Genomic DNA, 24,425 nt, shown 5'->3' with positions numbered 1-24,425 from the left:
ATTTCAATATTTAAGCAACATTATTTTCTCTGTCGGCAAATAATGATTTACCCGAAATTAACCAAAAAATTACATAATAAATTATTATTGTTGCAATAATAAAAACGGGGCCAAAAAGCGCCCCGTAATATAGCTCAGACCCGGTGCGGTTCGCACCCCTAAGTTGTTAATAAATCACTTTACCTGCCAATATTTGGCTTTGGCACGCTGCAATTTTTCGTAAGCGGCCAGCAAGGCCTGGTGAGCCGGGAAGGCTTTCAGGTCTTTATCCACCGGCTGGAGGCCGTAGAAGGCTGCTTCTCCGCTCAGCGCCGCGCTTGCCGCGTCTACCGCGTCCGCACCGTACATGCGTACGAAAGCGTTCAGGTATTGCAGCGGCTCGCGCTCTTCTTCCTGAGACAGCAGCAGCAGGGTTTGCAGGCAGCGGTAGTAGTTGGCGCGCGCCGGGCTGAACAGCGAAGCGTTAAACTCCATGGTCCATTCGGTCCAGATAAGCGCCTGCTCCAGGTCGCCGCCCGCCAGCGCCAGCATCGCTTTCAGCTCGCCGATGCGCAGCGTGTACCAGCCGTTATCTTTCCCGGTCGCCAGGCCCAGCAGCTCGCGTACGCGGGTGAAGTCGTCATGGCCTTCGTCATCAAGCTGGGAGATAAGGTCCAGGTAATCCTGCTGTTCCCACTCGCTGTCCGGCAGCGCCAGGATCGTTTCGCGCAGGTGGCTGCCCATGCTGTTGTTGGCCAGCAGCAGGTCGTCCGCAGGGTAGATGTCGGACATGCCCGGAACGATAATACGGCAGGCGTACACGTCCAGATGCTCGTAGTCAGCGATATACACTTCCTGGTCTTCTGATTTAAAGATAGCCATCAGGGTGGCGAACTCTTCTTCCGTGGTGCCGGAGAAGCTCCAGTCGGCAAACGGATAATCGGCATCCTGCTTGAACATATCCCAGGAGATCAGGCCGCTGGAGTCGATGAAGTGAGTTTCCAGGTTAGCGTGCTCGGCCACTTCTTCGTCGTCGAAGGTTGGCGGGGTGAAAACGTCCAGGTCTTTCAGACCACGGCCCTGCAGCAGCTCGGTTACGGTACGCTCAAGCGCGACGCCGAAGTCCGGGTGTGCGCCAAACGAGGCGAAGCAGGTGCCGTTCGCCGGGTTGAACAGCACCACGCAGATAACCGGATATTTGCCGCCCAGAGAACCGTCGTAGGCGAAGATTGGGAAACCTTCCGCTTCGAGCGTTTTAATCGACTCAACTACGCCAGGGTAGCGAGCCAGCACTTCCTGCGGGATCTCCGGCAGGCTGATGCTCTCGGCAATAATGCGGTTTTTAATATGGCGTTCGAACACTTCGGACAGGCCCTGAACGCGCGCTTCGTTGGCGGTGTTCCCGGCGGACATGCCGTTAGAAACGTACAGGTTGCCGATGATGTTCATCGGAATATAAACGGTCTGCTGGTCGGACTGACGGGTAAACGGCAGGGCGCAGATACCGCGCTCTTCGTTTCCTGACTGTAGATCAATAAGCATCCCGGCGGTTAATTCGTTTTCCGGATCGTAGAAGGCGCGCAGGCGGGCATCGAGGATCCCTTCCGGCAATTGTTCATCTTCCGGGATTGGGAACCACTTCTCATTTGGATAATGAACAAACGGGCCATTCGCGATAGTGTCGCCCAGCCAGAAGTCGGCAAAGAAGTAGTTAGTGGACAGACGTTCAAAATATTCACCCAACGCGGAAGCCAGCGCCGCTTTTTTTGTTGCGCCCTTGCCATTGGTGAAGCAAAGCGCGCTGTCTTTATCGCGAATATGCACCGACCACACGTTCGGCACCGGGTTAAGCCAGGAGGCTTCTTCGATATTAAAGCCGAGGTCGGTCAGCTTGGTCTGGAAGCGAGCGATGGAGTCTTCCAGGGCGGCATCTTTGCCGGGGATAAAAGTCTGGGTCATGGGGTTCACTTTAATGGTACGCAAAACGCGCAATGATACGGGTTTTACCGGAGGGACGCTATCATCCGCCCGGTGCAGGCGACGCTAGCATAACAGGCTCTGCGGCATTGCTGTAACCCGGTGAGCTTAGAGTTTTTTGGCCTGACCGCCGGATATCGGGCAATTTTTTCTGCCGCCGGAAGATTGTGTTGTGTGATTTTGCGCACATTAGCCCCCGGCACCGGATTAACCGTTGCAACACTGCGCCGCTGAATGATAAAACCGATAATGTAATAAAAACTTATTGCTCGAGGCGTGGTGAGGGGAAATGACACAGGTATACAATTTTAGTTCTGGTCCGGCGATGCTACCGGCTGAGGTTCTTCGTCGTGCACAACAGGAACTGTGCGACTGGCACGGGCTTGGCACTTCCGTAATGGAAATTAGCCACCGTGGTAAAGAGTTTATTCAGGTTGCCGAAGAGGCAGAAAAAGATTTTCGCGATCTGCTGCAAATCCCCTCCAACTATAAAGTTTTATTCTGCCACGGCGGCGGCCGCGGTCAGTTTGCTGGCGTGCCGCTGAATATCCTCGGCGATAAAACCAGCGCTGACTATATCGACGGCGGCTACTGGGCTAACAGCGCGATTAAAGAAGCGAAGAAATACTGCCAGCCAATTGCCCACGACGTGAAAATTACCGTCGATGGCAAACGTGCCATCAAACCGATGAGCGAATGGCAGGTTTCCGACAACAGCGCTTTCCTGCATTACTGCCCGAACGAAACCATCGACGGCATCTCAATTGATGAAACGCCTGACTTTGGCGATACCGTAGTGGCGGCGGACTTCTCTTCCACCATTCTTTCTCGTCCTCTGGACGTTAGCCGCTTTGGCGTGATTTATGCCGGTGCGCAGAAAAACATCGGCCCGGCTGGCCTTACGCTGGTTGTGGTGCGTGAAGATTTACTGGGCAAAGCACACAAAGCTTGCCCATCGATTCTGGACTACACCGTCCTTAACGATAACGATTCGATGTTCAACACGCCGCCGACCTTCGCATGGTATCTTGCTGGCCTGGTCTTTAAGTGGCTCAAAGAGCAGGGCGGCGTTGCGGCCATGGACCGTATCAATCAGGCGAAAGCCGAGCTGCTGTACGGCGTGATTGATAACAGCGATTTCTACCGCAATGACGTGGCGGCCTCTAACCGCTCCCGCATGAACATTCCATTCCAGCTGGCGGATAGCGCGCTGGATAAAGTGTTCCTCGAAGAGTCATTTGCCGCAGGCCTGCACTCCCTGAAAGGCCACCGCGTAGTGGGCGGCATGCGTGCCTCCATCTATAACGCGATGCCGCTCGACGGCGTGAAAGCGCTGACCGACTTTATGGTGGACTTCGAGCGCCGTCACGGTTAATTGTTGCCATAGCACTTTGCCCCGCAGCTTGCCTGCGGGGTTTTTATTCTGTTTGAGTTGAGAGTATTTTCCCCATGCTGGAATCCCTGACGTTACAACCCATCGCGCTGGTCGACGGCACCATCAATCTGCCCGGCTCCAAAAGCGTGTCTAACCGTGCGCTGCTGCTTGCCGCGCTGGCGAAAGGCACCACGGTTCTGAGCAACCTGCTGGATAGCGATGATGTCCGCCATATGCTTAATGCCCTGAAAGCGCTGGGCGTAAGCTATACGCTTTCTGCGGATCGTACTCGTTGTGAAGTCACCGGCGTGGCCGGGCCGCTGCATGCGAAGGGCGAGCTTGAACTGTTTTTAGGCAATGCCGGAACGGCTATGCGCCCGCTGGCGGCCGCGTTGTGCCTCGGGAGCAACAACATTGTGCTCACCGGCGAGCCGCGCATGAAAGAGCGCCCGATTGGTCACCTGGTTGACGCTCTGCGCCAGGGCGGGGCGCAGATTGATTATCTGGAGCAGGAAAACTACCCGCCTCTGCGCCTGCGCGGCGGCTTCAGCGGCGGCAAGGTTGAAGTGGACGGCAGCGTTTCCAGCCAGTTCCTGACCGCGCTGCTGATGACCGCGCCGCTGGCGGCAAATGACACCGAAATCACCATCAAAGGCGAGCTGGTTTCCAAACCCTATATCGATATCACCCTTCATTTAATGAAAACCTTCGGCGTTGAGGTGGAAAACCGCGACTACCGCAGCTTTATTATTCGTGGCGCGCAGCAGTACCAGTCTCCGGGGGCCTATCTGGTGGAAGGCGATGCCTCTTCTGCCTCTTACTTCCTCGCCGCCGGGGCGATTAAAGGCGGTACGGTGAAAGTGACCGGGATTGGCCGCAACAGCGTTCAGGGCGATATTCGCTTCGCCGACGTGCTGGAGAAAATGGGCGCGAAAGTGACCTGGGGCGATGATTTCATCAGCTGTGAGCGTGGGGAATTGAACGCTATCGATATGGACATGAACCATATCCCGGATGCGGCGATGACTATCGCAACCGCCGCGCTGTTCGCCAAAGGCACCACTACGATGCGTAACATCTACAACTGGCGCGTAAAAGAGACCGACCGCCTGAGCGCGATGGCGACCGAGCTGCGTAAAGTTGGTGCCGAGGTGGAAGAGGGCGAGGATTACATCACCGTCACGCCGCCTGCAAAGCTGCAGTTTGCCGAAATTGGCACCTACAACGATCACCGAATGGCAATGTGCTTCTCGCTGGTGGCGCTGTCCGATACGCCGGTGACCATTCTTGACCCGGGCTGCACCGCAAAAACCTTCCCGGACTATTTCGACCAGCTCGCCCGCATCAGCACCCTGGCCTGAGGTCACTCTAACCGCATCATATGATGCGGTTTTTTTATTCCCCTACGATTCCTTACAACCGTCGTTGCGCAATTCTTCTACACTCAGCCTGATTCCAGACGATATTTCCCCGGAAAGATAACAGTCCTGGCCGTTGCGGCGTATAATGCGCGGCGTTTATCAACCGCGAATCCAGCGAATGAGGAGAAAACGATGACGGCACCCGCCCCGGTAATAACGATTGATGGCCCAAGCGGCGCCGGTAAAGGCACGCTCTGCAAGGCCATGGCCGAAGCGCTGCAGTGGCATCTGCTGGACTCTGGTGCGATTTATCGCGTACTTGCGCTCGCTGCGCTGCATCACCATGTTGATGTCGCCTCTGAAGACGCGCTGGTGCCGCTTGCCGCGCATCTGGACGTCCGTTTTGTCTCTACGGAAGGTAACCTCGAAGTTATCCTCGAAGGGGAAGATGTGAGCGGCGAAATCCGTACTCAGGAAGTGGCCAACGCCGCATCGCAGGTCGCCGCTTTCCCTCGGGTACGTGAAGCGCTGCTGCGCCGCCAGCGAGCATTTCGCGAGGCGCCGGGCCTTATCGCCGACGGTCGCGATATGGGCACCGTCGTTTTCCCCGATGCCCCGGTGAAAATTTTCCTCGATGCTTCCTCAGAAGAGCGCGCCCACAGACGTATGCTACAGTTGCAGGGGAAGGGCTTTAGTGTTAACTTTGAGCGCCTTTTGGCCGAGATCAAAGAACGCGACGATCGCGACCGGAATCGGCCTGTAGCGCCGCTGGTACCCGCTGCCGATGCTTTAGTGCTGGACTCAACCAGTATGAGTATTGAGCAAGTGATTGAAAAAGCGCTACAATACGCCCGCGAAAAGCTGGCGCTCGCTTGAGATAGCGACCCTATTCCGATGTACCTGCTGCAATGGATTGTGAGCAGGCATGTGAAACAACCCCATCCGACATGAAGTCAGATGGACGTTAAATTGAAGAATCCTGAAGATTATCAATATGACTGAATCTTTTGCTCAACTATTTGAAGAATCCCTGAAAACAATCGAAACCCGTCCGGGTTCCATCGTTCGTGGTGTTGTTGTTGCTATCGACAAAGACGTAGTACTGGTTGACGCCGGTCTGAAATCTGAGTCCGCCATTCCGGCAGAGCAGTTCAAGAACGCCCAGGGCGAGCTGGAAATCCAGGTTGGTGACGAAGTTGACGTTGCTCTGGATGCAGTGGAAGACGGCTTCGGTGAAACCCTGCTGTCCCGTGAAAAAGCTAAACGTCACGAAGCTTGGATCACGCTGGAAAAAGCTTACGAAGAAGCTGAAACTGTGGTTGGTGTTATCAACGGCAAAGTTAAAGGTGGCTTCACTGTTGAGCTGAACGGTATTCGTGCGTTCCTGCCAGGTTCTCTGGTAGACGTTCGTCCAGTTCGCGACACCCTGCACCTCGAAGGCAAAGAGCTTGAGTTCAAAGTTATCAAGCTTGATCAGAAACGCAACAACGTTGTTGTTTCTCGCCGTGCGGTTATCGAGTCTGAGAACAGCGCAGAGCGCGATCAGCTGCTTGAAAACCTGCAAGAAGGCATGGAAGTTAAAGGTATCGTTAAGAACCTCACTGACTACGGCGCATTCGTTGATCTGGGCGGCGTTGACGGCCTGCTGCACATCACCGATATGGCATGGAAACGCGTTAAGCATCCAAGCGAAATCGTGAATGTTGGCGACGAAATCACTGTTAAAGTGCTGAAGTTCGACCGCGAACGTACTCGTGTATCCCTCGGCCTGAAACAGCTGGGCGAAGATCCATGGGTAGCTATCGCTAAGCGTTATCCAGAAGGTACCAAACTGACTGGCCGCGTGACCAACCTGACCGACTACGGCTGCTTCGTTGAAATCGAAGAAGGCGTTGAAGGCCTGGTTCACGTATCCGAAATGGATTGGACCAACAAAAACATCCACCCATCCAAAGTTGTTAACGTTGGTGATGTAGTGGAAGTTATGGTTCTGGATATCGACGAAGAACGTCGTCGTATCTCCCTGGGTCTGAAGCAGTGCAAAAACAACCCATGGCAGCAGTTCGCTGAGACCCACAACAAAGGCGATCGCGTTGAAGGTAAAATCAAGTCTATCACTGACTTCGGTATCTTCATCGGCCTGGACGGCGGCATCGACGGCCTGGTTCACCTGTCTGACATCTCCTGGAACGTTGCAGGCGAAGAAGCAGTTCGTGAATACAAAAAAGGCGACGAAATCGCTGCAGTTGTTCTGCAGGTTGACGCAGAGCGTGAGCGTATCTCCCTGGGCGTTAAGCAGCTGGCAGAAGATCCGTTCAACAACTACGTTGCGCTGAACAAGAAAGGCACTATCGTTACTGGTAAAGTAACGGCAGTTGACGCGAAAGGTGCTACAGTTGAATTGGCAGACGGCGTTGAAGGCTACCTGCGTGCTTCTGAAGCTTCCCGTGACCGCGTTGAAGATGCAACTCTGGTTCTGAGCGTTGGCGACGATGTTGAAGCTAAGTTCACCGGCGTTGATCGTAAAAACCGTGTTGTAAGCCTGTCTGTTCGTGCTAAAGACGAAGCTGACGAGAAAGATGCAATCGCTACTGTTAACAACAAACAGGAAGAAAGCAACTTCTCTAACGCAATGGCTGAAGCATTCAAAGCAGCTAAAGGCGAGTAATCGTCCGAGCGTTGTATCCTGGCTGTTGCTGGGGTATAAAATCAGGGCGGCTTCGGCCGCCCTTGTTCGATTGAGAGCTGTAAGCTAATTTTCCTGAATGGAAACCGGAGGAATCACATGACCAAGTCAGAATTGATAGAAAGACTTGCAACCCAGCAATCCCATGTCCCGGCGAAAGCGGTGGAAGATGCGGTTAAAGAGATGCTGGAGCATATGGCCTCTACGCTCGCCCAGGGTGAACGTATTGAAATCCGGGGTTTCGGCAGTTTCTCCTTACACTATCGCGCTCCTCGCACCGGACGTAATCCAAAAACCGGCGATAAAGTGGATCTGGAAGGTAAATACGTTCCGCACTTTAAACCAGGTAAAGAGCTACGTGACCGCGCCAATATTTATGGTTAATTCTTCGGAATTGACGAAAAAGGCACCTCGCCCGAGGTGCCTTTTTTTTGGCTTTACCAACGGGTTTGCGAACCAGCTCCCTGCGGGAGATGTAATGTTGCTGGCTTAGCCGCTTAATGCATTACTCCGCGCTCATTTCCCCGCTAACCTTCTGATACTGATACCCGCTCAGCGCACACTGCTCCTGACAAGGAGGTGTGCATGTTTTCAATTCCGGCGGTTGCCTGCGTTGTTATATTGGCTTCATTGCCGCTGCTTTGGCTCCCGGTTATCCCGGCGACGTACTCTATTCTGCTGCTGCCCGTAGCGGCACTGCTACTCTGCGGCTGTTTTGGCCGTTATCGCTTTGCTCGTTATCTGGCTTTGTTTGTGCTGATGCTGAGCTGGAGCCTGCTGGCCGCCCGACAAACGCTGGATATGTTTGATGAGTTAGGGCAACAGCCGGTTTCAGCGCAGGTAAAAATAACCCGCAGCGACGGCGAGCGCCGCCATGAATTACGCATAGTGAGAGTCAACGGACGTTATCTGTTTCCTGCTCCCGGCGTGGCGCTCAAAAATAGCGTCTTTGCGCAGCCGGTATGCGAGGGGCAGGTATGGCAGATGAAGCTACGGCTTCGCCCGGTTCACGGGCAGCTAAACGAAGGCATATTTGACGGCCAGCGCTACGCGCTTTCACAGCTTCTCCCGTTCACTGGCCGGGTTCTGAGCGCTACGCTGCTATCAGAAAGCTGTAATTTACGTGGCGAATGGCTTCGCAGGGCAAAAGCGGCCACGCAGCACCTACCCTGGCAAGGTGTGATAATCGCACTCGGCTTTGGGGAACGGATAGATGTGAGCGGCGAAGTAAAAAAAATTATGCGTGATACCGGCACCGCCCATCTTATGGCGATATCCGGGTTACATATAGCGCTTGCGGGAGGCATTGGCTGGTTGTTTGCCAGGGTATTCCAGTTTAGCCTGCCGGCGTCCTGGATTGGCTATCGCCTGCCGCTGCTGGCGAGTTTTGGCGTGGCGTTGTTCTATACGTGGCTTTCGGGCATGAGCCCGCCGGCCGTTCGCACCATGGTGGGGATGGGCGTCTGGGCGGCACTCCGGCTGAGCGGCCGCCAGTGGCCATCGTGGCACGTATTGCTTTGCTGTGCAGCGGGCATCGTTTTCTGCGAACCGCTGGCTATCCTTGCGGACAGCCTTTGGCTATCGGCGCTGGCGGTAGGTGGGCTGATATTCTGGTATCAGTGGGTGCCGCAGCCGCGCCTGAATTTGCCCCGATATTTGAAGCCGCTAATCGATCTGCTCTATCTTCAGCTTGGCGTAACTCTTCTGCTGGTGCCGCTTCAGCTTCTACTGTTTCATGGCGTGAGCTTTACCTCACTGGTTGCAAACCTGTTTGCGGTCCCGGCAATTACGTTTATCAGCGTGCCGCTAATATTGTTTGGCATGGCTATGGTCTCGCTGCCGGGGGCCGGTGCGGCGCTATGGTATCTGGCCGATAAATCTCTGGCCGTGGTGTTTGCTCTACTTGCGGGCCTTCCCGCCGGTTGGGTGGCGCTGGACCGGCGCTTTATCTGGCTGGCGTTTTTTGCCTGGTGGGGGATTGTTATCTGGCGATTTTGCCTTTGGCGCAGCTCTCCCGCGGCTGTCATCGCTATTCTGCTGTGCATGTCATCTCCTTTCTGGCGTAAACCTATTCCTGAAGGCTGGGCGATACATATGCTGGATGTCGGGCACGGGCTTGCCGTGGTTATTGAAAAAGAAGGGAAGGCCTTGCTGTATGATACGGGCAATGCGTGGCCCGGTGGCGATGCGGCAAGGCAAGTGATAATTCCGTGGCTGAAATGGCACAATCTTGAACCCGAAAACGCGATCATTAGCCATGAGCATCTGGACCACATCGGCGGACTTGGCAGCTTAGAGGAGGAGTGGCCCGGTCTGAAAGTCCGAAGCCCGCTGCCGGATAAAGGGCATCAACCCTGTTTTCGTGGCCAGCAATGGCGCTGGCAGGGGCTGCAATTTAGCGCTTTGTGGCCGCCGCAGGACACTCAGAACACGGGCAATAATCGCTCCTGCGTGGTGATGGTGAGCGATGGAAAATTCAGACTCTTGCTTACCGGAGATCTGGAAGCCGGGGCTGAACTGGCTATGCTAAGGAAGCGGTGGCAGGAATTAAAAGCAGATATTATTCAGGTTCCTCATCACGGGAGCCGCACATCTTCAAGCGGGCCGCTGCTGCGGGCGGTATCCGGCAGCGTGGCGCTGGCTTCCACATCGCGTTATAACGCATGGCGCTTACCTTCCCTGAATATTATTGAACGCTACCACAAATATGGTTACCGCTGGTACGACACGGCGCTGTCGGGGCAGCTGACAATCACAATAAACAGTGATAAATGGCAAATCTCTGGCTTCAGAGAGCAAATATTGCCCCGTTGGTATCATCAGTGGTTTGGCGTCACCCGCGATAATGGGTAGAATATGCGGCTATTTCATAAAAGGCTGGTTCGACTTAATGCAGAACGATAAAGATCTCTCCACGTGGCAGACTTTCCGCCGGCTCTGGCCGATGATAACCCCATTTAGAACGGGTCTGATTGTGGCTGGGATAGCGTTAATCCTTAATGCTGCGAGCGACACCTATATGCTTTCGCTGCTGAAACCGCTGCTGGATGATGGTTTCGGCAAAACGGACTCATCGGTGCTGCTGTGGATGCCGCTGGCCGTTATCGCCCTGATGCTGCTGCGCGGTATCACAAGCTATGTCTCCAGCTACTGCATTTCATGGGTTTCGGGAATGGTGGTGATGAATATGCGTCGCCGCTTGTTCAGCCACATGATGGGCATGCCGGTCGCTTTCTTCGACCAGCAGTCGACGGGTACGTTGCTTTCACGTATTACCTACGATTCTGAGCAGGTTGCTTCTTCATCTTCCAGCGCGCTGATTACCGTAGTGCGCGAAGGTGCCTCGATTATCGGTCTGTTTGTGCTGATGTTTTGGTACAGCTGGCAGCTGTCGGTTATTTTGATCGTACTGGCGCCTATCGTTTCGTTTGCTATTCGCTTCGTGTCCAAGCGTTTTCGTAATATCAGCAAAAACATGCAGAACACCATGGGGCAGGTAACAACCAGCGCCGAGCAGATGCTGAAGGGCCATAAAGAAGTGTTGATCTTCGGCGGCCAGCAGGTGGAAACCAGCCGTTTCGACAAGGTTAGCAACCGCATGCGTAACCAGGGGATGAAGCTGGTTTCTGCGTCTTCTATTTCTGACCCGATCATTCAGCTGATTGCCTCTTTCGCTTTGGCCTTCGTGCTTTATGCCGCAAGCTTCCCGAGCGTAATGGAGACCCTCACCGCCGGGACTATTACCGTCGTCTTCTCGTCGATGATTGCGCTGATGCGCCCGTTGAAATCACTGACCAACGTTAACGCCCAGTTCCAGCGCGGTATGGCCGCCTGCCAGACGCTGTTCTCCATCCTCGATTCTGAACAGGAAAAAGACAACGGCAAACAGGTTATCGAGCGCTCTAAAGGCGACGTTGAATTCCGCAATGTTACCTTTACCTATCCGGGGCGCGATGTTCCTGCCCTGCGCAATATCAACCTGACCATCCCGGCAGGTAAAACCGTTGCCCTGGTAGGCCGCTCCGGCTCCGGTAAATCAACCATCGCCAGTCTGATCACTCGTTTCTACGAGCAGGAAGAGGGTGAGGTTCTGATTGATGGCCTGGATATTCGTGAATATACCCTTGCTTCGCTGCGTAACCAGGTTGCTCTGGTTTCTCAGAATGTGCATTTGTTCAACGATACCATCGCCAATAACATCGCTTATGCCCGCACCGAGCAGTATTCGCGTGAGGATATCGAAAAGGCCGCGCGTATGGCCTATGCCATGGACTTCATCAGCAAGATGGAGAACGGGCTTGATACCATGATCGGTGAAAACGGCGTGCTGCTTTCAGGCGGCCAGCGCCAGCGTATTGCGATTGCTCGTGCGCTGCTGCGTGATAGCCCGATTCTGATCCTCGATGAGGCCACCTCGGCGCTTGATACCGAGTCAGAGCGTGCTATTCAGGCGGCGCTTGATGAGCTGCAAAAAAACCGTACCTCGCTGGTTATCGCCCACCGACTGTCAACCATTGAGCAGGCTGACGAAATCGTGGTAGTGGAAGATGGCCGCATCGTTGAGCGCGGGCCGCACCAGGAGCTGCTGGCTCACCGCGGCGTGTATGCCCAGCTTCATAAGATGCAATTTGGCGAATGATAGAGCGCATCTGGTCGGGTAAATCTCCGCTCTACCTGCTGCTATTGCCGCTTTCCTGGCTGTATGGCCTGGTGAGCGGCATAATCCGCCTCTCTTATCGCCTTGGCCTGCGCAAAGCCTGGCGTGCTCCGGTTCCCGTCGTTGTGGTAGGCAATTTGACCGCAGGTGGCAACGGGAAAACGCCGGTCGTTATCTGGCTGGTTGAGCAGCTACAGCGGCGCGGGATTCGCGTCGGCGTAGTTTCCCGCGGCTACGGCGGCAAGGCTGCCGCTTACCCTCTGCTGCTTGACTCTCAAACGACTCCCTCTGAAGCAGGCGATGAGCCGGTGCTGATTTTTCAGCGTACCGGTGCGCCGGTAGCGGTAGCGCCAAAACGCAGCGAGGCCGTTAAAGCGCTTATTCAGTCATCAGACCCGCAAATTATTATTACCGATGACGGGTTGCAGCATTACGCTCTGGTCCGCGATAAAGAAATTGTGGTGATTGACGGCGCTCGCCGCTTTGGCAACGGCTGGTGGTTACCCGCCGGGCCGATGCGTGAGAGGGCAGGGCGTCTACGCAGCGTGGATGCGGTAATTGTTAACGGCGGCGTGGCGCAGTCCGGGGAAATAGCCATGCGCCTGGAGCCGGGGCTGGCCATTAATATTCTGACCGGCGAGCGTCGCCCGGTAAATGCGTTGAGCAACGTGGTTGCTATGGCCGGTATCGGGCATCCTCCGCGCTTTTTTGCCACGCTCGAACAGTGTGGCGTGAAGCCGGTTAAAACCGTTGCGCTTGCCGACCACCAAGCCATTACCGAACAGGATATGCTCAACATCGCGGCACCCGGACAAACGGTGTTGATGACGGAGAAAGATGCGGTTAAATGCCGCGCTTTTGTGCAGGGGCATCCCGACTGGTGGTATTTGCCGGTAGATGCGCAGCTAACTTCGCCGTTGGCCGATGCTTTACTCAGGGAGTTACTGGCTCTGGTGCGGTAGCGTTACCGGCACCGGTTTTGTGTTCGTTGATAACAGGTGTGCCATGACCGTTCCGCATCTTTCACTCCGCGCAGCCCGGAGTCTGCACCTTGCCGCTCAGGGGCTTTTACAAAAACCTCGCCGCCGCGCTCGTCCTTCGGACATTAGCGAGGCGGTATCCCGCATGTCGCTTCTGCAAATTGATACCATCAATATTGTTGCCCGCAGCCCTTACCTGGTCCTGTTCAGCCGCCTTGGCCGTTTTGAGCAAAGCTGGCTGGATAACGCGCTTGCGAACGGCGAGCTGATTGAGTATTGGGCGCATGAAGCCTGCTTCCTGCCAAAGCAGGATTTTTCCCTGATCCGCCACCGCATGCTCAGCCCGGAAAATATGGGCTGGAAATACCGCCCTGAGTGGATGGCGGAACATGCAGAGGATATAAAGCAGCTGCTGGCGTTTATCGAGCAAAACGGCCCGGTGCGCTCTGCCGACTTTGAACATCCCCGCAAGGGAGCCAGCGGCTGGTGGGAGTGGAAGCCGCAGAAAAAACACCTCGAAGGCCTGTTTACCGCCGGGAAGGTTATGGTTACCGAGCGGCGTAATTTCCAGCGTGTGTATGATTTGACTCACCGGGTGATGCCGCACTGGGACGACGCCGTCCATCTTATTGACCAGCAGCAGGCCGAGCTGAAAATGCTGGAGAACAGCGCCCGCAGCCTCGGCGTGTTTCGCCCCGAATGGCTGGCGGACTACTACCGCCTGAAAAACCTCGCGTTAAAACCGCTACTTGAGAACTGGATTTCTTCCGGCAGCGTCATCCGGGTTGAAGTCGAGAAACTGGGCGAAATGCTGCTGCATCACTCGCTGTTGCCGCTGCTGGATAAAGCTCAGCAAAACCAGCTAAAAGCTACCCACAGCGCCGTGCTGTCGCCTTTTGATCCCGTAGTCTGGGATCGCAGAAGGGCGGAAGCGCTGTTTGATTTCTCCTACCGGCTCGAGTGCTACACGCCCGCTGAAAAACGCCGCTACGGCTACTTCGTTCTGCCGCTGCTGCACAATGGGGCTCTGGTTGGCCGAATGGACGCCAAAATGCACCGCAAGCAGGGAGAGCTGGAAGTGATAAGCCTTTACCTGGAGGAGAGTGTCAAAGTGACCCGCTCGTTGGTAGAAGGGTTACGGGGCGCGTTGAATGAGTTCGCCCTTTGGCAGTCGGCAACGAATATCTCCTTTGGCATGTTGCCGGAAGCGCTAAGAGAAACATGGGGGCCGGGCTGGGAAATGGCCCCGGCGGGCTAGTCATTTATGCTATTCTGGTGCCGTCGATGGCACTCATCTGGAGTAATTATGGAAAGTCGTTTACTTGAAATCATTGCCTGCCCGGTTTGTAACGGCAAGCTCTATTATAACCAGGAAAAGCAAGAGCTTATCTGTAAGCCCGATGGCCTGGCGTTCCCGCTGCGCGACGGCATCCCGGTTCTGCTGGAAACCGAAGCGCGTACCCTGAATTCGGACGAGACCAATCCATGAGTTTTGTGGCTATTATTCCCGCACGCTATGCCTCCACGCGCCTGCCGGGTAAACCTCTGAAAGATATCAACGGTAAAGCGATGATCCTCCACGTGCTGGACAGGGCGCGTGAGTCCGGTGCCGAGCGTATCATCGTCGCTACCGATCACCCTGAGGTTGCAAGCGTGGTTGAAGCCGCCGGAGGCGAAGTTTGCCTGACCAGCCCCGACCATCAGTCCGGCACCGAACGCCTGGCTGAAGTGATTGAAAAATGCGGTTTTAGCGATGAGACGGTTATCGTTAATGTGCAGGGCGATGAGCCGATGATCCCGCCGGTCATTATCCAGCAGGTGGCTAACAACGTTGCTAACAGCCAGGCCGGAATGGCGACGCTTGCTGTGCCGATTGACTCAGCGGAAGAAGCCTTTAATCCCAACGCCGTGAAAGTGGTGATGGACGCTCAGGGCTACGCGCTCTATTTCTCACGCGCAACCATTCCGTGGGATCGCGAGCGTTTTGCTAAGTCCCGCGAACAGATTGGCGATACCTTCCTGCGCCATATCGGCATTTACGGCTACCGCGCCGGTTTTATCCGCCGCTATGTTAGCTGGGAGCCAAGCCAGCTTGAGCAGATCGAAATGCTGGAGCAGCTGCGGGTGCTGTGGAACGGGGAAAAAATCCACGTTGCCGTCGCTAAGGCTATCCCGAGTATTGGCGTTGATACGCCGGAAGATCTGGAGCGCGTCCGCCTCGCGATGCGCTAAGCCTTCCTTCTGTGCAAACAAACCGGCCCTTTGCGCCGGTTTTTCTTTTTCTGAATCCAGATTGATCTGAAGTGGTGACAACTTCCCCTGCTGCGCTCATTATTAAATCAACAGTATTACCAGGGGAAATCGGTATGGAATTGCTGCGTAAGGAGCTAAGTCACCTGCTGGGTGAGAAACTCAGCCGCATTGAGTGCATCAGCGAACATACGGAAACGTCGCTGTGGTCGCTGTATGACAGCGAAGGTCACGCTATGCCGCTGCTGGCAAAAAGCTTTACCTCGCCCGGGCTGGCCGCCCAGCTGGCGTGGAAAATGTCGCTGCTCGCGCGCTCGGGTACGGTGAGGATGCCGGTGGTTTACGGGGTTATCACTCACGACGACATTCCCGGGCCGGATGTTCTGCTAATGGAGCGGCTGCGCGGGGTGCCGGGTGAAGCGCCGACGCGCACGCCCAACCGCTGGGAGCAGCTTAAAGATCAGATAGTCGAGGGGCTGCTTTCCTGGCACCGGGTAGACAGCGGAGGCTGCGTCGGCAACGTTGACAGCACCCAGGAAAACATCTGGCCGCACTGGTATCGCCAGCGGGTTGAGGTTCTGTGGAGCACGCTCAATCAATACCAAAATACCGGGCTGACAATGCAGGACAGGCGCATTCTGTTCCGCACCCGCGAGTGCCTGCCGCGCATGTTTGAAAACTTTAACGATAACTGCGTGCTCATCCACGGCAATTTTTCCCTCAGAAGCATGCTCAAGGACTCACGCAGCGACCAGCTGCTGGCGATGGTTAACCCCGGCATGATGCTGTGGGCGCCCCGGGAGTACGAGCTGTTCCGGCTTTCAGAACCGGGCCAGTCGGAGAGCCTGCTGTGGCGCTATTTACAGCGTGCCCCGGTGGCGGAGTCTTTCCTCTGGCGGCGCTGGCTGTACGTGTTGTGGGATGAAATTGCTCAGCTGTTGCAGACCGGCCGTCTTAACCGGCCTGCGTTTGATAAAGCCTCGAAGGAACTACTCCCCTGGCTCTCCTGAGGAGCCTTTCAGCCACTGCCAGGCGCGCCCCAACGTTTCATAACCCACCCGGTCACTGTGCAACAGCCAGACCGGGGACGGGATAATTCTCTCCCACGGATTAAGCGGGGAGGTTATCGCCAGCTGGTTAGCCGGAGCGGGAAGCGGGTGCAGCCCTGCGCGGGTAAAGAAGGTCATCGCGCGCGGCAGGTGGGAGGCCGAGGTCACCAGGATAAACGGCTGCTGGCCAATCAGCTGCGCAACCGCCTGTGCCTCTTCTTCCGTATCTTTTGGCGAGTCCAGGGTGATTATCTCATCTCGTGAAATTCCCAGACTTTCTGCGACTCGTGCCCCAACTTCCGCCGTACTGACGTTATTGGTCATCGCTCTGGCCCCGGTGAAGATAAGCTTTGCCCCAGGATTCAGATTTTTCAGGCGAATCGCTTCCGTCAGGCGCGGTAAACTGTTGTTGATAAGGTTGGAGCTGGGTGCCCATTGCGGATTCCACGTATAGCCGCCGCCCAGCACTACGATGTATTTAACATTATCGCCCTGCTGGCGCGTGGAGTAGGTATCTTCCAGCGGCTTAAGCATCCAGTCCGCAACGGGTTGCAGGCTAATCAGGAACAGAACCAGCCAGCTCGCCGTGAGTAAGCCCTTTGCGGTTCTCTGCCAGCGGGTAAACCACAGCAGCGCAAGGGCAAGGCCCATGGCAAGCAGCAGGAAAGGCAGGGGCAACAGCAGCCCGCCGATGAATTTTTTCAGTATAAAAAGCATGAAATTCGGGTCCTTTTTAACCATCCGGCAGCGAAACGCCTGTGATATTACACCAGATGGGTTCATTCTCGCCCCGGCTGTGCCAAAATAGCGGTTTTGTCAGACGACCTCTTTTGCCACGGAGCTGTACCCATGGGTGACCGCAATTTTGACGATATTGCCGAGAAGTTCTCGCACAATATCTATGGCACAACAAAAGGCCAGTTGCGGCAGGAGATTTTGTGGCAGGACTTAGAGGCTTTTCTGGCAACCCAGCCTGAAAAACTGCGGGTGCTCGACGCGGGCGGCGGGGAAGGCCAGACGGCAACCCGGTTTGCTGAATTAGGCCACCAGGTGCTGCTTTGCGATGTCTCCGCCGGAATGATTGAACGTGCAAAAATGCTCGCTCAGGAGAAAGGTGTGAGCGACAACATGCATTTTGTACAATCCTCCGCTCAGGACATCGCCCAACATTTGGAAAGCCCGGTTGATCTGATATTGTTTCATGCGGTGCTGGAATGGGTAACCGATCCCCAGGCCGCGTTAAAAGCGCTTTGGGACTGTTTGCGCCCGGGCGGCACTTTGTCGCTAATGTTCTACAATGCAAACGGCCTGCTGATGCGAAACATGTTCGTGGGTAACTTTGAATATGTGCTGCAGGGCATGAAGAAAAATAAGCGTAAAACCCTTTCGCCCGACAATCCGCTGCAGCCAGAACAGGTTTACCACTGGCTGGAGCAAATTGGCTGGCAAATTACCGGTAAAACCGGCGTGCGGGTGTTCCATGACTACCTGCGAGACAAAAACAAACAACGAGATGGTTTTGACGATTTGCTGACGCTGGAGACGCGTTATTGCCGGCAGGAGCCGTTTATCAGTCTCGGCCGCTATATTCACGTAACCGCGTTTAAGCCGCAGAGCCAAGGATAAATTATGAGTGATTTTTCCCAGACAGTGCCTGAACTGGTTGCCTGGGCCAGGAAAAATGATTTTTCAATCTCGCTGCCTACCGAGCGCCTGACGTTTTTGCTGGCGGTTGCCACCTTAAACGGCGAACGCCTCGACGGTGAGCTTAGCGAGGGTGAACTTATTGATGCGTTTCGCCACGTCAGCGACGGTTTCGAGCAAACCAGCGAAACAATCAACGTGCGCGCCAACAACGCCATCAATGATATGGTGCGCCAGCGCTTGCTTAACCGCTTTGTCAGCGAGGTTTCCGAAGGGAATGCCATTTACCGCCTGACGCCGCTGGGCATCGGGATTACCGACTACTACATTCGCCAGCGCGAGTTTTCAACGCTGCGCCTCTCTATGCAGCTCTCTATCGTAGCCGGCGAGCTTAAGCGCGCCGCCGATGCGGCGGATGAGGACGGCGATGAGTTCCACTGGCACCGTAACGTCTATGCGCCGCTGAAATATTCGGTGGCGGAGATTTTCGACAGCATCGACCTTACGCAGCGCATCATGGACGAGCAGCAGCAGCAGGTGAAGGATGATATTGCCCAGTTGCTGAATAAAGACTGGCGGGCCGCCATCTCCAGCTGTGAACTGCTGCTCTCGGAAACTTCCGGTACGCTGCGCGAACTTCAGGATACGCTTGAAGCGGCTGGCGACAAGCTGCAGGCCAACCTGCTGCGGGTGCAGGACTCAACGATGGGGCGCAACGATCTCCATTTTGTCGACCGCCTGGTGTTCGACCTGCAAAGCAAGCTCGACCGCATTATCAGCTGGGGCCAGCAGGCCATCGACCTGTGGATTGGCTATGACCGCCACGTTCACAAGTTTATCCGTACCGCTATCGACATGGATAAAAACCGCGTCTTTGCGCAACGCCTGCGCCAGTCGGTGCAGAGCTATTTCGATGCGCCGTGGGCGCTAACCCATTCCAGCGCCGATCGCCTGCTGGACATGCGTGACGAAGAGATGGCCCTGCGTGACGAAGAGGTCACCGGTGAACTCCCGAACGAACTTGAGTTCGAAGAATTTAACGAAATCCGCGAACAGCTGGCGGCGCTGATTGAAGCGGCGCTGCAGGTTTACAGAACCAAACAGGTTCCCCTCGATTTGGGCATTGTGGTGCGTGATTATCTTGCGCAGTACCCGCGTGCGCGGCATTTCGACGTTGCGCGTATTGTCGTGGACCAGGCGGTGCGCCTGGGCGTAGCGGAAGCGGATTTCACAGGATTGCCTGCGAAGTGGCAAACAATTAACGATTACGGAGCCAAGGTACAGGCGCATGTCATCAACAAATATTGAACAAGTGATGCCGGTTAAGCTGGCACAGGCGCTGGCCAACCCACTCTTTCCGGCGCTTGACAGCCAGCTGCGCGCCGGGCGTCATATTGGCCTCGAAGAGCTGGATAATCATGCCTTTTTGATGGACTTCCAGGAGTATCTGGAAGAGTTCTACGCTCGCTATAACGTTGAGTTGATTCGCGCCCCGGAAGGCTTTTTCTACCTTCGCCCGCGGTCTACCACGCTTATTCCGCGCTCGGTTCTCTCCGAGCTGGATATGATGGTTGGCAAAATTCTCTGCTACCTCTATCTCAGCCCGGAACGTCTGGCCAATGAGGGGATCTTTACCCAGCAGGAACTTTACGATGAACTGCTGACGCTGGCGGACGAGAGCAAACTGCTGAAGCTGGTCAACAACCGCTCCACCGGCTCTGACCTCGACCGCCAGAAGCTTCAGGAGAAGGTGCGCGCGTCATTAACCCGCCTGCGCCGCCTCGGCATGATCTGGTTTATGGGCCACGACAGCAGCAAATTCCGCATTACCGAGTCGGTGTTCCGCTTCGGTGCCGATGTGCGCAGCGGTGACGATCCGCGTGAAGCTCAGCTACGAATGATTCGCGACGGCGAAGCGATGGCGCTGGAAGCTCGTCTGCAACTCAATGATGAGAGCGATGAGCCGCAGCCCGGCCTGGATAACGCGGAGGATGAACAGGAATGATTGAACGCGGAAAATTTCGCTCGCTGACGCTGGTTAACTGGAACGGCTTCTTCGCCCGTACTTTTGACCTTGATGAGCTGGTCACCACGCTTTCCGGCGGTAACGGCGCGGGTAAATCAACCACCATGGCGGCATTCGTCACGGCGCTGATCCCAGATTTAACCCTGCTGCACTTCCGTAACACCACCGAAGCAGGGGCCACTTCCGGCTCTCGCGACAAAGGCCTGCACGGCAAGCTGAAGGCCGGGGTGTGTTACTCAACGCTGGATGTTATCAACTCTCGCCACCAGCGAGTTGTGGTGGGCGTGCGCCTGCAACAGGTCGCAGGTCGTGACCGTAAAGTTGATATCAAACCGTTCGCTATTCAGGGTTTGCCTTCTTCTATTCAGCCGACTCAGTTGCTGACCGAAACCCTCAACGAGCGCCAGGCGCGCGTGCTCAGCCTGCAAGAGCTGAAAGATAAAGTTGAAGCTATCGAAGGGGTGCAGTTCAAGCAGTTTAACTCCATCACCGACTACCACTCGCTGATGTTTGACCTGGGTATCGTTGCCCGTCGTCTGCGCAGCGCTGCGGACCGCAGCAAGTATTACCGTCTGATTGAGGCTTCGCTGTACGGCGGTATTTCCAGCGCCATTACCCGCTCCCTGCGCGACTACCTGCTGCCGGAAAACGGCGGCGTGCGTAAAGCCTTCCAGGATATGGAAGCGGCGCTGCGTGAAAACCGCATGACGCTGGAAGCGATTCGCGTTACCCAGTCCGACCGCGATCTGTTTAAGCATTTGATTTCCGAGGCCACAAACTATGTGGCGGCGGACTATATGCGCCATGCCAACGAGCGACGCATCCACCTCGATAAAGCGCTGGAATTCCGCCGTGAGCTGCTGACCAGCCGTCAACAGCTGGCCGCCGAGCAGTACAAGCACGTCGATATGGCGCGCGAGCTTGGCGAGCACAGCGGCGCGGAAGGCGACCTGGAAACCGATTACCAGGCGGCGAGTGACCACCTGAATCTGGTGCAAACTGCTATCCGCCAGCAGGAGAAAATCGAGCGCTACGAAGCCGACCTCGACGAGCTGCAAATTCGCCTCGAAGAGCAAAACGAAATCGTTGCCGAGGCCCACGAGCAGCAGGAAGAGAACGAAGCCCGCGCCGAAGCCGCCGAGCTGGAAGTGGATGAGCTGAAAAGCCAGCTGGCCGATTACCAGCAGGCGCTGGACGTACAGCAAACCCGCGCGATTCAGTACCAGCAGGCGCTAAAAGCGCTTGAACGTGCTCGCGAAATTTGCCATCTGCCGGACTTAACCGCCGACAGCGCGGACGAGTGGCTCGACACCTTCAAAGCCAAAGAAATTGAAGCGACCGACAAGCTGCTCTCCCTCGAACAGAAAATGAGCGTCGCCCAGGCGGCCCACAGCCAGTTCGAGCAGGCTTACCAACTTGTTACGGCCATAGGCGGTGAAGTTAGCCGCAGCGAAGCCTGGGAAACCGCCCGCGAGCTGATTCGCGACAGCAATAACCAGCGCCATCTCGCCGAGCAAGTACAGCCGCTGCGCATGCGTCTGAACGAACTTGAGCAGCGCCTGCGCGAACAGCAGGAAGCTGAACGCCTGCTGGCTGATTTCTGTAAGCGCCAGGGCAAACAGTTTGATCCTGAAGATCTGGAAACGCTGCACGACGAGCTGGAAGAGCGCATCGGTGCGCTACAGCAAACCGTTGCCGATGCCAGTGAACAGCGTATGGCCCTGCGCCAGGAGCTGGAACAGCTGCAGGCGAGCATTAAAACGCTGAACCTGCGCGCCCCAAGATGGATTGCGGCGCAAACCAGCCTGACTCAGCTGTGCGAGCAGAGCAACGAACAGTTTGAAACCAGCCAGCAAGTTACTGAATACATGCAGCAACTGCTGGAGCGCGAACGCGAGTCTACCGTTGAGCGTGACGAAGTCGGGGCGCGTAAACGAGCCATCGACGAAGAAATTGAGCGCCTGAGCCAGCCGGGCGGGGCAGAAGACCCGCGCCTGAATGCTCTGGCAGAACGTTTCGGCGGGGTACTGCTGTCCGAAATTTACGATGATATCGGCCTCGAAGATGCGCCGTACTTCTCGGCGCTTTATGGTCCGTCGCGTCACGCTATCGTGGTGCCTGACCTGTCGCTGGTGCGCGAACAGCTGGAAAATCTTGAAGATTGCCCGGAAGACCTTTACCTGATTGAAGGTGACCCGTCTTCGTTCGATGACAGCGTGTTTACCGTGGAAGATATGGGCGCGGCCGTTCTGGTGAAAACCGCCGAACGCCAGTGGCGTTATTCTCGCCTGCCGGAGCTGCCGCTGTTTGGCCGCGCCGCGCGTGAAAACCGCCTGGAGTCGCTGCACAGCGAGCGTGAATCACTTTCCGAACGCTTTGCTACGCTCTCCTTCGACGTGCAGAAAAACCAGCGCCTGCATCAGTCATTCAGCCGCTTTATCGGCCAGCATCTTGGCGTAGCGTTTGAAGCTGACCCGGAAGCTGAAATTCGCCAGCTCAACAGCCGCCGCGGCGAAATTGAGCGTGCTATCAGCAACCACGAGAACGACAACCAGCAGCAGCGCCAGCAGTTCGATCTGGCGAAAGAGGGCGTGGCCCAGCTTAACCGCCTGCTGCCGCGCATTAGCCTGCTGAATGACGAAACGCTGGCCGACCGCTGCGACGAGATCCGCGAACATCTGGACGAGGCCGAAGAATCTGCCCGCTTTATCCAGCAGCACGGCAACCAGCTTATCAAGCTGGAGGCTATCGCCAGCGTATTGCAGAGCGACCCTGAGCAGTTCGATCAGCTTAAAGATGATTATGCCCACGCCCAGCAGATGCAGCGTGATGCCCGCCAGCGTGCCTTCGCCCTTACCGAAGTGGTGCAGCGCCGCGCCCACTTCAGCTACAGCGACTCTGCCGCCATGCTGGACGGCAACAGCGATCTTAACGAGAAGCTGCGCCAGCGCCTGGAACAGGCTGAAGCGGAGCGTACCCGTTCACGCGAAGCCCTGCGTCAGCATGCTCAACAGCTGGGCCAGTACAGCCAGCTGATGGCGTCGTTAAAAAGCTCGTTTGATACTAAAAAAGAGCTGCTTACCGACCTGCATAAAGAGCTACAGGATATCGGCGTTCGCGCAGATGCCGGAGCAGAGGAAAGGGCGCGTGCGCGCCGCGATGAGCTGCATACCGCTCTGAGCACCAACCGTTCACGCCGCAACCAGCTTGAGAAACAGCTGACCTACTGCGAAGCGGAAATGAACAACCTGACCCGCAAACTGAAGCAGCTTGAGCGCAATTACTTTGAAATGCGCGAGCAGGTTGTGACGGCGAAAGCCGGATGGTGCGCGGTGATGCGTATGGTGAAAGATAACGGCGTTGAGCGCCGCCTGCACCGCCGCGAGCTGGCCTATCTTTCCGGCGACGAACTGCGTTCCATGTCGGATAAGGCACTGGGCGCCCTGCGCCTCGCGGTTGCGGATAACGAACACCTGCGCGACGTGCTGCGTATGTCGGAAGATCCGAAGCGACCTGAACGTAAGATCCAGTTCTTTGTCGCCGTCTACCAGCACCTGCGCGAGCGTATCCGCCAGGATATCATCCGCACGGACGACCCGGTTGAAGCCATCGAGCAGATGGAAATCGAGCTGAGCCGCCTGACGGAAGAGCTGACCTCGCGTGAGCAGAAGCTGGCTATCAGCTCCCGAAGCGTGGCGAACATCATTCGTAAAACCATTCAGCGCGAGCAGAACCGTATTCGCATGCTCAACCAGGGCCTGCAAAGCGTTTCCTTCGGCCAGGTTAAAAGCGTTCGTCTTAACGTCAACGTGCGCGAGGCTCACGCTACGCTGCTGAACGTACTTTCCGAACAGCATGAGCAGCATCAGGACTTGTTTAACAGCAATCGCCTGACCTTCTCCGAAGCGCTGGCGAAGCTGTACCAGCGCCTGAACCCGCAAATTGATATGGGGCAGCGCACGCCGCAAACCGTCGGCGAAGAGCTGCTGGACTACCGCAACTATCTGGAAATGGAAGTTGAGGTTAACCGCGGCTCCGACGGCTGGCTGCGTGCGGAGAGCGGGGCGCTTTCTACCGGGGAAGCTATCGGTACCGGGATGTCCATCCTGGTGATGGTTGTGCAAAGCTGGGAAGACGAATCTCACCGCCTGCGCGGGAAAGATATTTCGCCTTGCCGCCTGCTGTTCCTCGACGAAGCTGCGCGTCTGGATGCCAAGTCCATCGCCACGCTGTTCGAGCTGTGCGAGCGTCTGGAAATGCAATTAATCATTGCCGCACCGGAGAACATCAGCCCTGAAAAAGGGACGACCTACAAGCTGGTGCGTAAGGTGTTCCAGAACAGCGAGCATGTTCACGTTGTGGGCCTGCGCGGTTTCGCGGCACCGGTCCTGCCTGAACCGGTGCCGGAGTCTGAGTCCGGAACGGCGGATGCATCATAAAA

At 56.0% G+C, this 24,425-nt stretch carries 18 protein-coding genes; 16 read left to right on the top strand and 2 right to left on the bottom strand.

Features of this window, described 5'->3' with window-relative positions; genetic code table 11:
- Nucleotides 1-174: 174 nt before the first annotated feature.
- Entirely contained in the window at nucleotides 175-1,938 is a 1,764-nt protein-coding gene (gene ycaO / locus ACG1VR_RS15730; protein WP_016535616.1) for a 30S ribosomal protein S12 methylthiotransferase accessory factor YcaO, read from the bottom strand.
- Nucleotides 1,939-2,245: 307 nt separating this feature from the next.
- On the opposite strand from ycaO, the gene serC reads away from it, so the two are divergent.
- The 12 genes from serC to ACG1VR_RS15670 all read left to right on the top strand — a co-directional run bounded on the left by serC (nucleotide 2,246) and on the right by ACG1VR_RS15670 (nucleotide 16,275).
- Entirely contained in the window at nucleotides 2,246-3,331 is a 1,086-nt protein-coding gene (gene serC / locus ACG1VR_RS15725; protein WP_016535618.1) for a 3-phosphoserine/phosphohydroxythreonine transaminase, read from the top strand.
- Between the two features lie 77 nt (nucleotides 3,332-3,408).
- Nucleotides 3,409-4,692, top strand: coding sequence for a 3-phosphoshikimate 1-carboxyvinyltransferase (gene aroA, locus ACG1VR_RS15720; RefSeq protein WP_172570299.1), 1,284 nt, complete (start codon nucleotides 3,409-3,411; stop codon nucleotides 4,690-4,692).
- A 192-nt stretch (nucleotides 4,693-4,884) separates the two neighbouring features.
- A complete protein-coding gene (gene cmk / locus ACG1VR_RS15715) occupies nucleotides 4,885-5,568 on the top strand; it encodes a (d)CMP kinase (protein WP_395489279.1) in 684 nt (227 codons plus the stop codon).
- Between the two features lie 118 nt (nucleotides 5,569-5,686).
- Entirely contained in the window at nucleotides 5,687-7,360 is a 1,674-nt protein-coding gene (gene rpsA / locus ACG1VR_RS15710) for a 30S ribosomal protein S1 (protein WP_016535621.1), read from the top strand.
- Between the two features lie 117 nt (nucleotides 7,361-7,477).
- Entirely contained in the window at nucleotides 7,478-7,762 is a 285-nt protein-coding gene (gene ihfB, locus ACG1VR_RS15705; protein WP_172567938.1) for an integration host factor subunit beta, read from the top strand.
- 201 nt (nucleotides 7,763-7,963) lie between these two features.
- Nucleotides 7,964-10,231 (top strand): ComEC family protein, encoded by a 2,268-nt coding sequence (locus ACG1VR_RS15700; protein ID WP_395489278.1) that lies wholly within the window; start codon nucleotides 7,964-7,966, stop codon nucleotides 10,229-10,231.
- Nucleotides 10,232-10,268: 37 nt separating this feature from the next.
- Nucleotides 10,269-12,017 (top strand): lipid A ABC transporter ATP-binding protein/permease MsbA, encoded by a 1,749-nt coding sequence (gene msbA, locus ACG1VR_RS15695; RefSeq protein WP_039898042.1) that lies wholly within the window; start codon nucleotides 10,269-10,271, stop codon nucleotides 12,015-12,017.
- Nucleotides 12,014-12,997, top strand: coding sequence for a tetraacyldisaccharide 4'-kinase (gene lpxK / locus ACG1VR_RS15690; protein WP_395489277.1), 984 nt, complete (start codon nucleotides 12,014-12,016; stop codon nucleotides 12,995-12,997). The genes msbA and lpxK overlap by 4 nt, the downstream gene beginning before the upstream one ends.
- Nucleotides 12,998-13,040: 43 nt before the next feature.
- Nucleotides 13,041-14,273 (top strand): winged helix-turn-helix domain-containing protein, encoded by a 1,233-nt coding sequence (locus ACG1VR_RS15685; protein ID WP_395489276.1) that lies wholly within the window; start codon nucleotides 13,041-13,043, stop codon nucleotides 14,271-14,273.
- 48 nt (nucleotides 14,274-14,321) lie between these two features.
- Nucleotides 14,322-14,504, top strand: a complete 183-nt coding sequence (gene ycaR, locus ACG1VR_RS15680) for a protein YcaR (protein WP_016535628.1) — start codon at nucleotides 14,322-14,324, stop codon at nucleotides 14,502-14,504.
- Nucleotides 14,501-15,247 carry a 3-deoxy-manno-octulosonate cytidylyltransferase gene (kdsB, locus tag ACG1VR_RS15675; protein WP_395489275.1) on the top strand — a complete coding sequence of 249 codons (747 nt, stop codon included), beginning with the start codon at nucleotides 14,501-14,503 and terminating at the stop codon, nucleotides 15,245-15,247. Before ycaR ends, kdsB begins: the two co-directional genes overlap by 4 nt.
- A 134-nt stretch (nucleotides 15,248-15,381) precedes the next feature.
- Nucleotides 15,382-16,275, top strand: a complete 894-nt coding sequence (locus tag ACG1VR_RS15670) for a YcbJ family phosphotransferase (RefSeq protein ID WP_016535630.1) — start codon at nucleotides 15,382-15,384, stop codon at nucleotides 16,273-16,275.
- On the opposite strand, the gene elyC is transcribed toward ACG1VR_RS15670, so the two are convergent.
- Entirely contained in the window at nucleotides 16,255-17,031 is a 777-nt protein-coding gene (gene elyC, locus ACG1VR_RS15665) for an envelope biogenesis factor ElyC (protein ID WP_395489274.1), read from the bottom strand. The two genes, ACG1VR_RS15670 and elyC, sit on opposite strands and share 21 nt — an antisense overlap.
- Nucleotides 17,032-17,163: 132 nt before the next feature.
- On the opposite strand from elyC, the gene cmoM reads away from it, so the two are divergent.
- From cmoM to mukB, 4 genes are read left to right on the top strand one after another with little or no spacing between them, the layout of a single operon-like run.
- Nucleotides 17,164-17,940, top strand: coding sequence for a tRNA uridine 5-oxyacetic acid(34) methyltransferase CmoM (cmoM, locus tag ACG1VR_RS15660; RefSeq protein WP_016535632.1), 777 nt, complete (start codon nucleotides 17,164-17,166; stop codon nucleotides 17,938-17,940).
- Nucleotides 17,941-17,943: 3 nt separating this feature from the next.
- Complete coding sequence (gene mukF / locus ACG1VR_RS15655) at nucleotides 17,944-19,266, top strand: chromosome partition protein MukF (protein WP_016535633.1); 1,323 nt, start codon at nucleotides 17,944-17,946, stop codon at nucleotides 19,264-19,266.
- Complete coding sequence (gene mukE, locus ACG1VR_RS15650) at nucleotides 19,247-19,963, top strand: chromosome partition protein MukE (protein WP_039898045.1); 717 nt, start codon at nucleotides 19,247-19,249, stop codon at nucleotides 19,961-19,963. Before mukF ends, mukE begins: the two co-directional genes overlap by 20 nt.
- A complete protein-coding gene (mukB, locus tag ACG1VR_RS15645) occupies nucleotides 19,960-24,423 on the top strand; it encodes a chromosome partition protein MukB (RefSeq protein ID WP_395489273.1) in 4,464 nt (1,487 codons plus the stop codon). Before mukE ends, mukB begins: the two co-directional genes overlap by 4 nt.
- The last annotated feature ends 2 nt before the right edge of the window (nucleotides 24,424-24,425 follow it).

The sequence above is a fragment of the Cedecea davisae genome (assembly GCF_044095835.1).
In the GTDB taxonomy this organism is placed as follows: domain Bacteria; phylum Pseudomonadota; class Gammaproteobacteria; order Enterobacterales; family Enterobacteriaceae; genus Cedecea; species Cedecea davisae.
Note: the sequence above shows the minus strand (reverse complement) of the source record. Positions and strands in the feature narration are given on the sequence as shown.

What these genes read in the sequence shown, in the direction of transcription:
- ACG1VR_RS15670 (WP_016535630.1), top strand. Translation starts at nt 15,382, where the DNA reads ATGGAATTGCTGCGTAAGGAGCTAAGTCACCTGCTGGGTGAGAAACTC.
- msbA (WP_039898042.1), top strand. Translation starts at nt 10,269, where the DNA reads ATGCAGAACGATAAAGATCTCTCCACGTGGCAGACTTTCCGCCGGCTC.
- ACG1VR_RS15685 (WP_395489276.1), top strand. Translation starts at nt 13,041, where the DNA reads ATGACCGTTCCGCATCTTTCACTCCGCGCAGCCCGGAGTCTGCACCTT.
- ihfB (WP_172567938.1), top strand. Translation starts at nt 7,478, where the DNA reads ATGACCAAGTCAGAATTGATAGAAAGACTTGCAACCCAGCAATCCCAT.
- ycaR (WP_016535628.1), top strand. Translation starts at nt 14,322, where the DNA reads ATGGAAAGTCGTTTACTTGAAATCATTGCCTGCCCGGTTTGTAACGGC.
- ycaO (WP_016535616.1), bottom strand. Translation starts at nt 1,938, where the DNA reads ATGACCCAGACTTTTATCCCCGGCAAAGATGCCGCCCTGGAAGACTCC.
- mukE (WP_039898045.1), top strand. Translation starts at nt 19,247, where the DNA reads ATGTCATCAACAAATATTGAACAAGTGATGCCGGTTAAGCTGGCACAG.
- cmoM (WP_016535632.1), top strand. Translation starts at nt 17,164, where the DNA reads ATGGGTGACCGCAATTTTGACGATATTGCCGAGAAGTTCTCGCACAAT.
- serC (WP_016535618.1), top strand. Translation starts at nt 2,246, where the DNA reads ATGACACAGGTATACAATTTTAGTTCTGGTCCGGCGATGCTACCGGCT.
- lpxK (WP_395489277.1), top strand. Translation starts at nt 12,014, where the DNA reads ATGATAGAGCGCATCTGGTCGGGTAAATCTCCGCTCTACCTGCTGCTA.
- mukB (WP_395489273.1), top strand. Translation starts at nt 19,960, where the DNA reads ATGATTGAACGCGGAAAATTTCGCTCGCTGACGCTGGTTAACTGGAAC.
- elyC (WP_395489274.1), bottom strand. Translation starts at nt 17,031, where the DNA reads ATGCTTTTTATACTGAAAAAATTCATCGGCGGGCTGCTGTTGCCCCTG.
- cmk (WP_395489279.1), top strand. Translation starts at nt 4,885, where the DNA reads ATGACGGCACCCGCCCCGGTAATAACGATTGATGGCCCAAGCGGCGCC.
- mukF (WP_016535633.1), top strand. Translation starts at nt 17,944, where the DNA reads ATGAGTGATTTTTCCCAGACAGTGCCTGAACTGGTTGCCTGGGCCAGG.
- rpsA (WP_016535621.1), top strand. Translation starts at nt 5,687, where the DNA reads ATGACTGAATCTTTTGCTCAACTATTTGAAGAATCCCTGAAAACAATC.
- kdsB (WP_395489275.1), top strand. Translation starts at nt 14,501, where the DNA reads ATGAGTTTTGTGGCTATTATTCCCGCACGCTATGCCTCCACGCGCCTG.
- ACG1VR_RS15700 (WP_395489278.1), top strand. Translation starts at nt 7,964, where the DNA reads ATGTTTTCAATTCCGGCGGTTGCCTGCGTTGTTATATTGGCTTCATTG.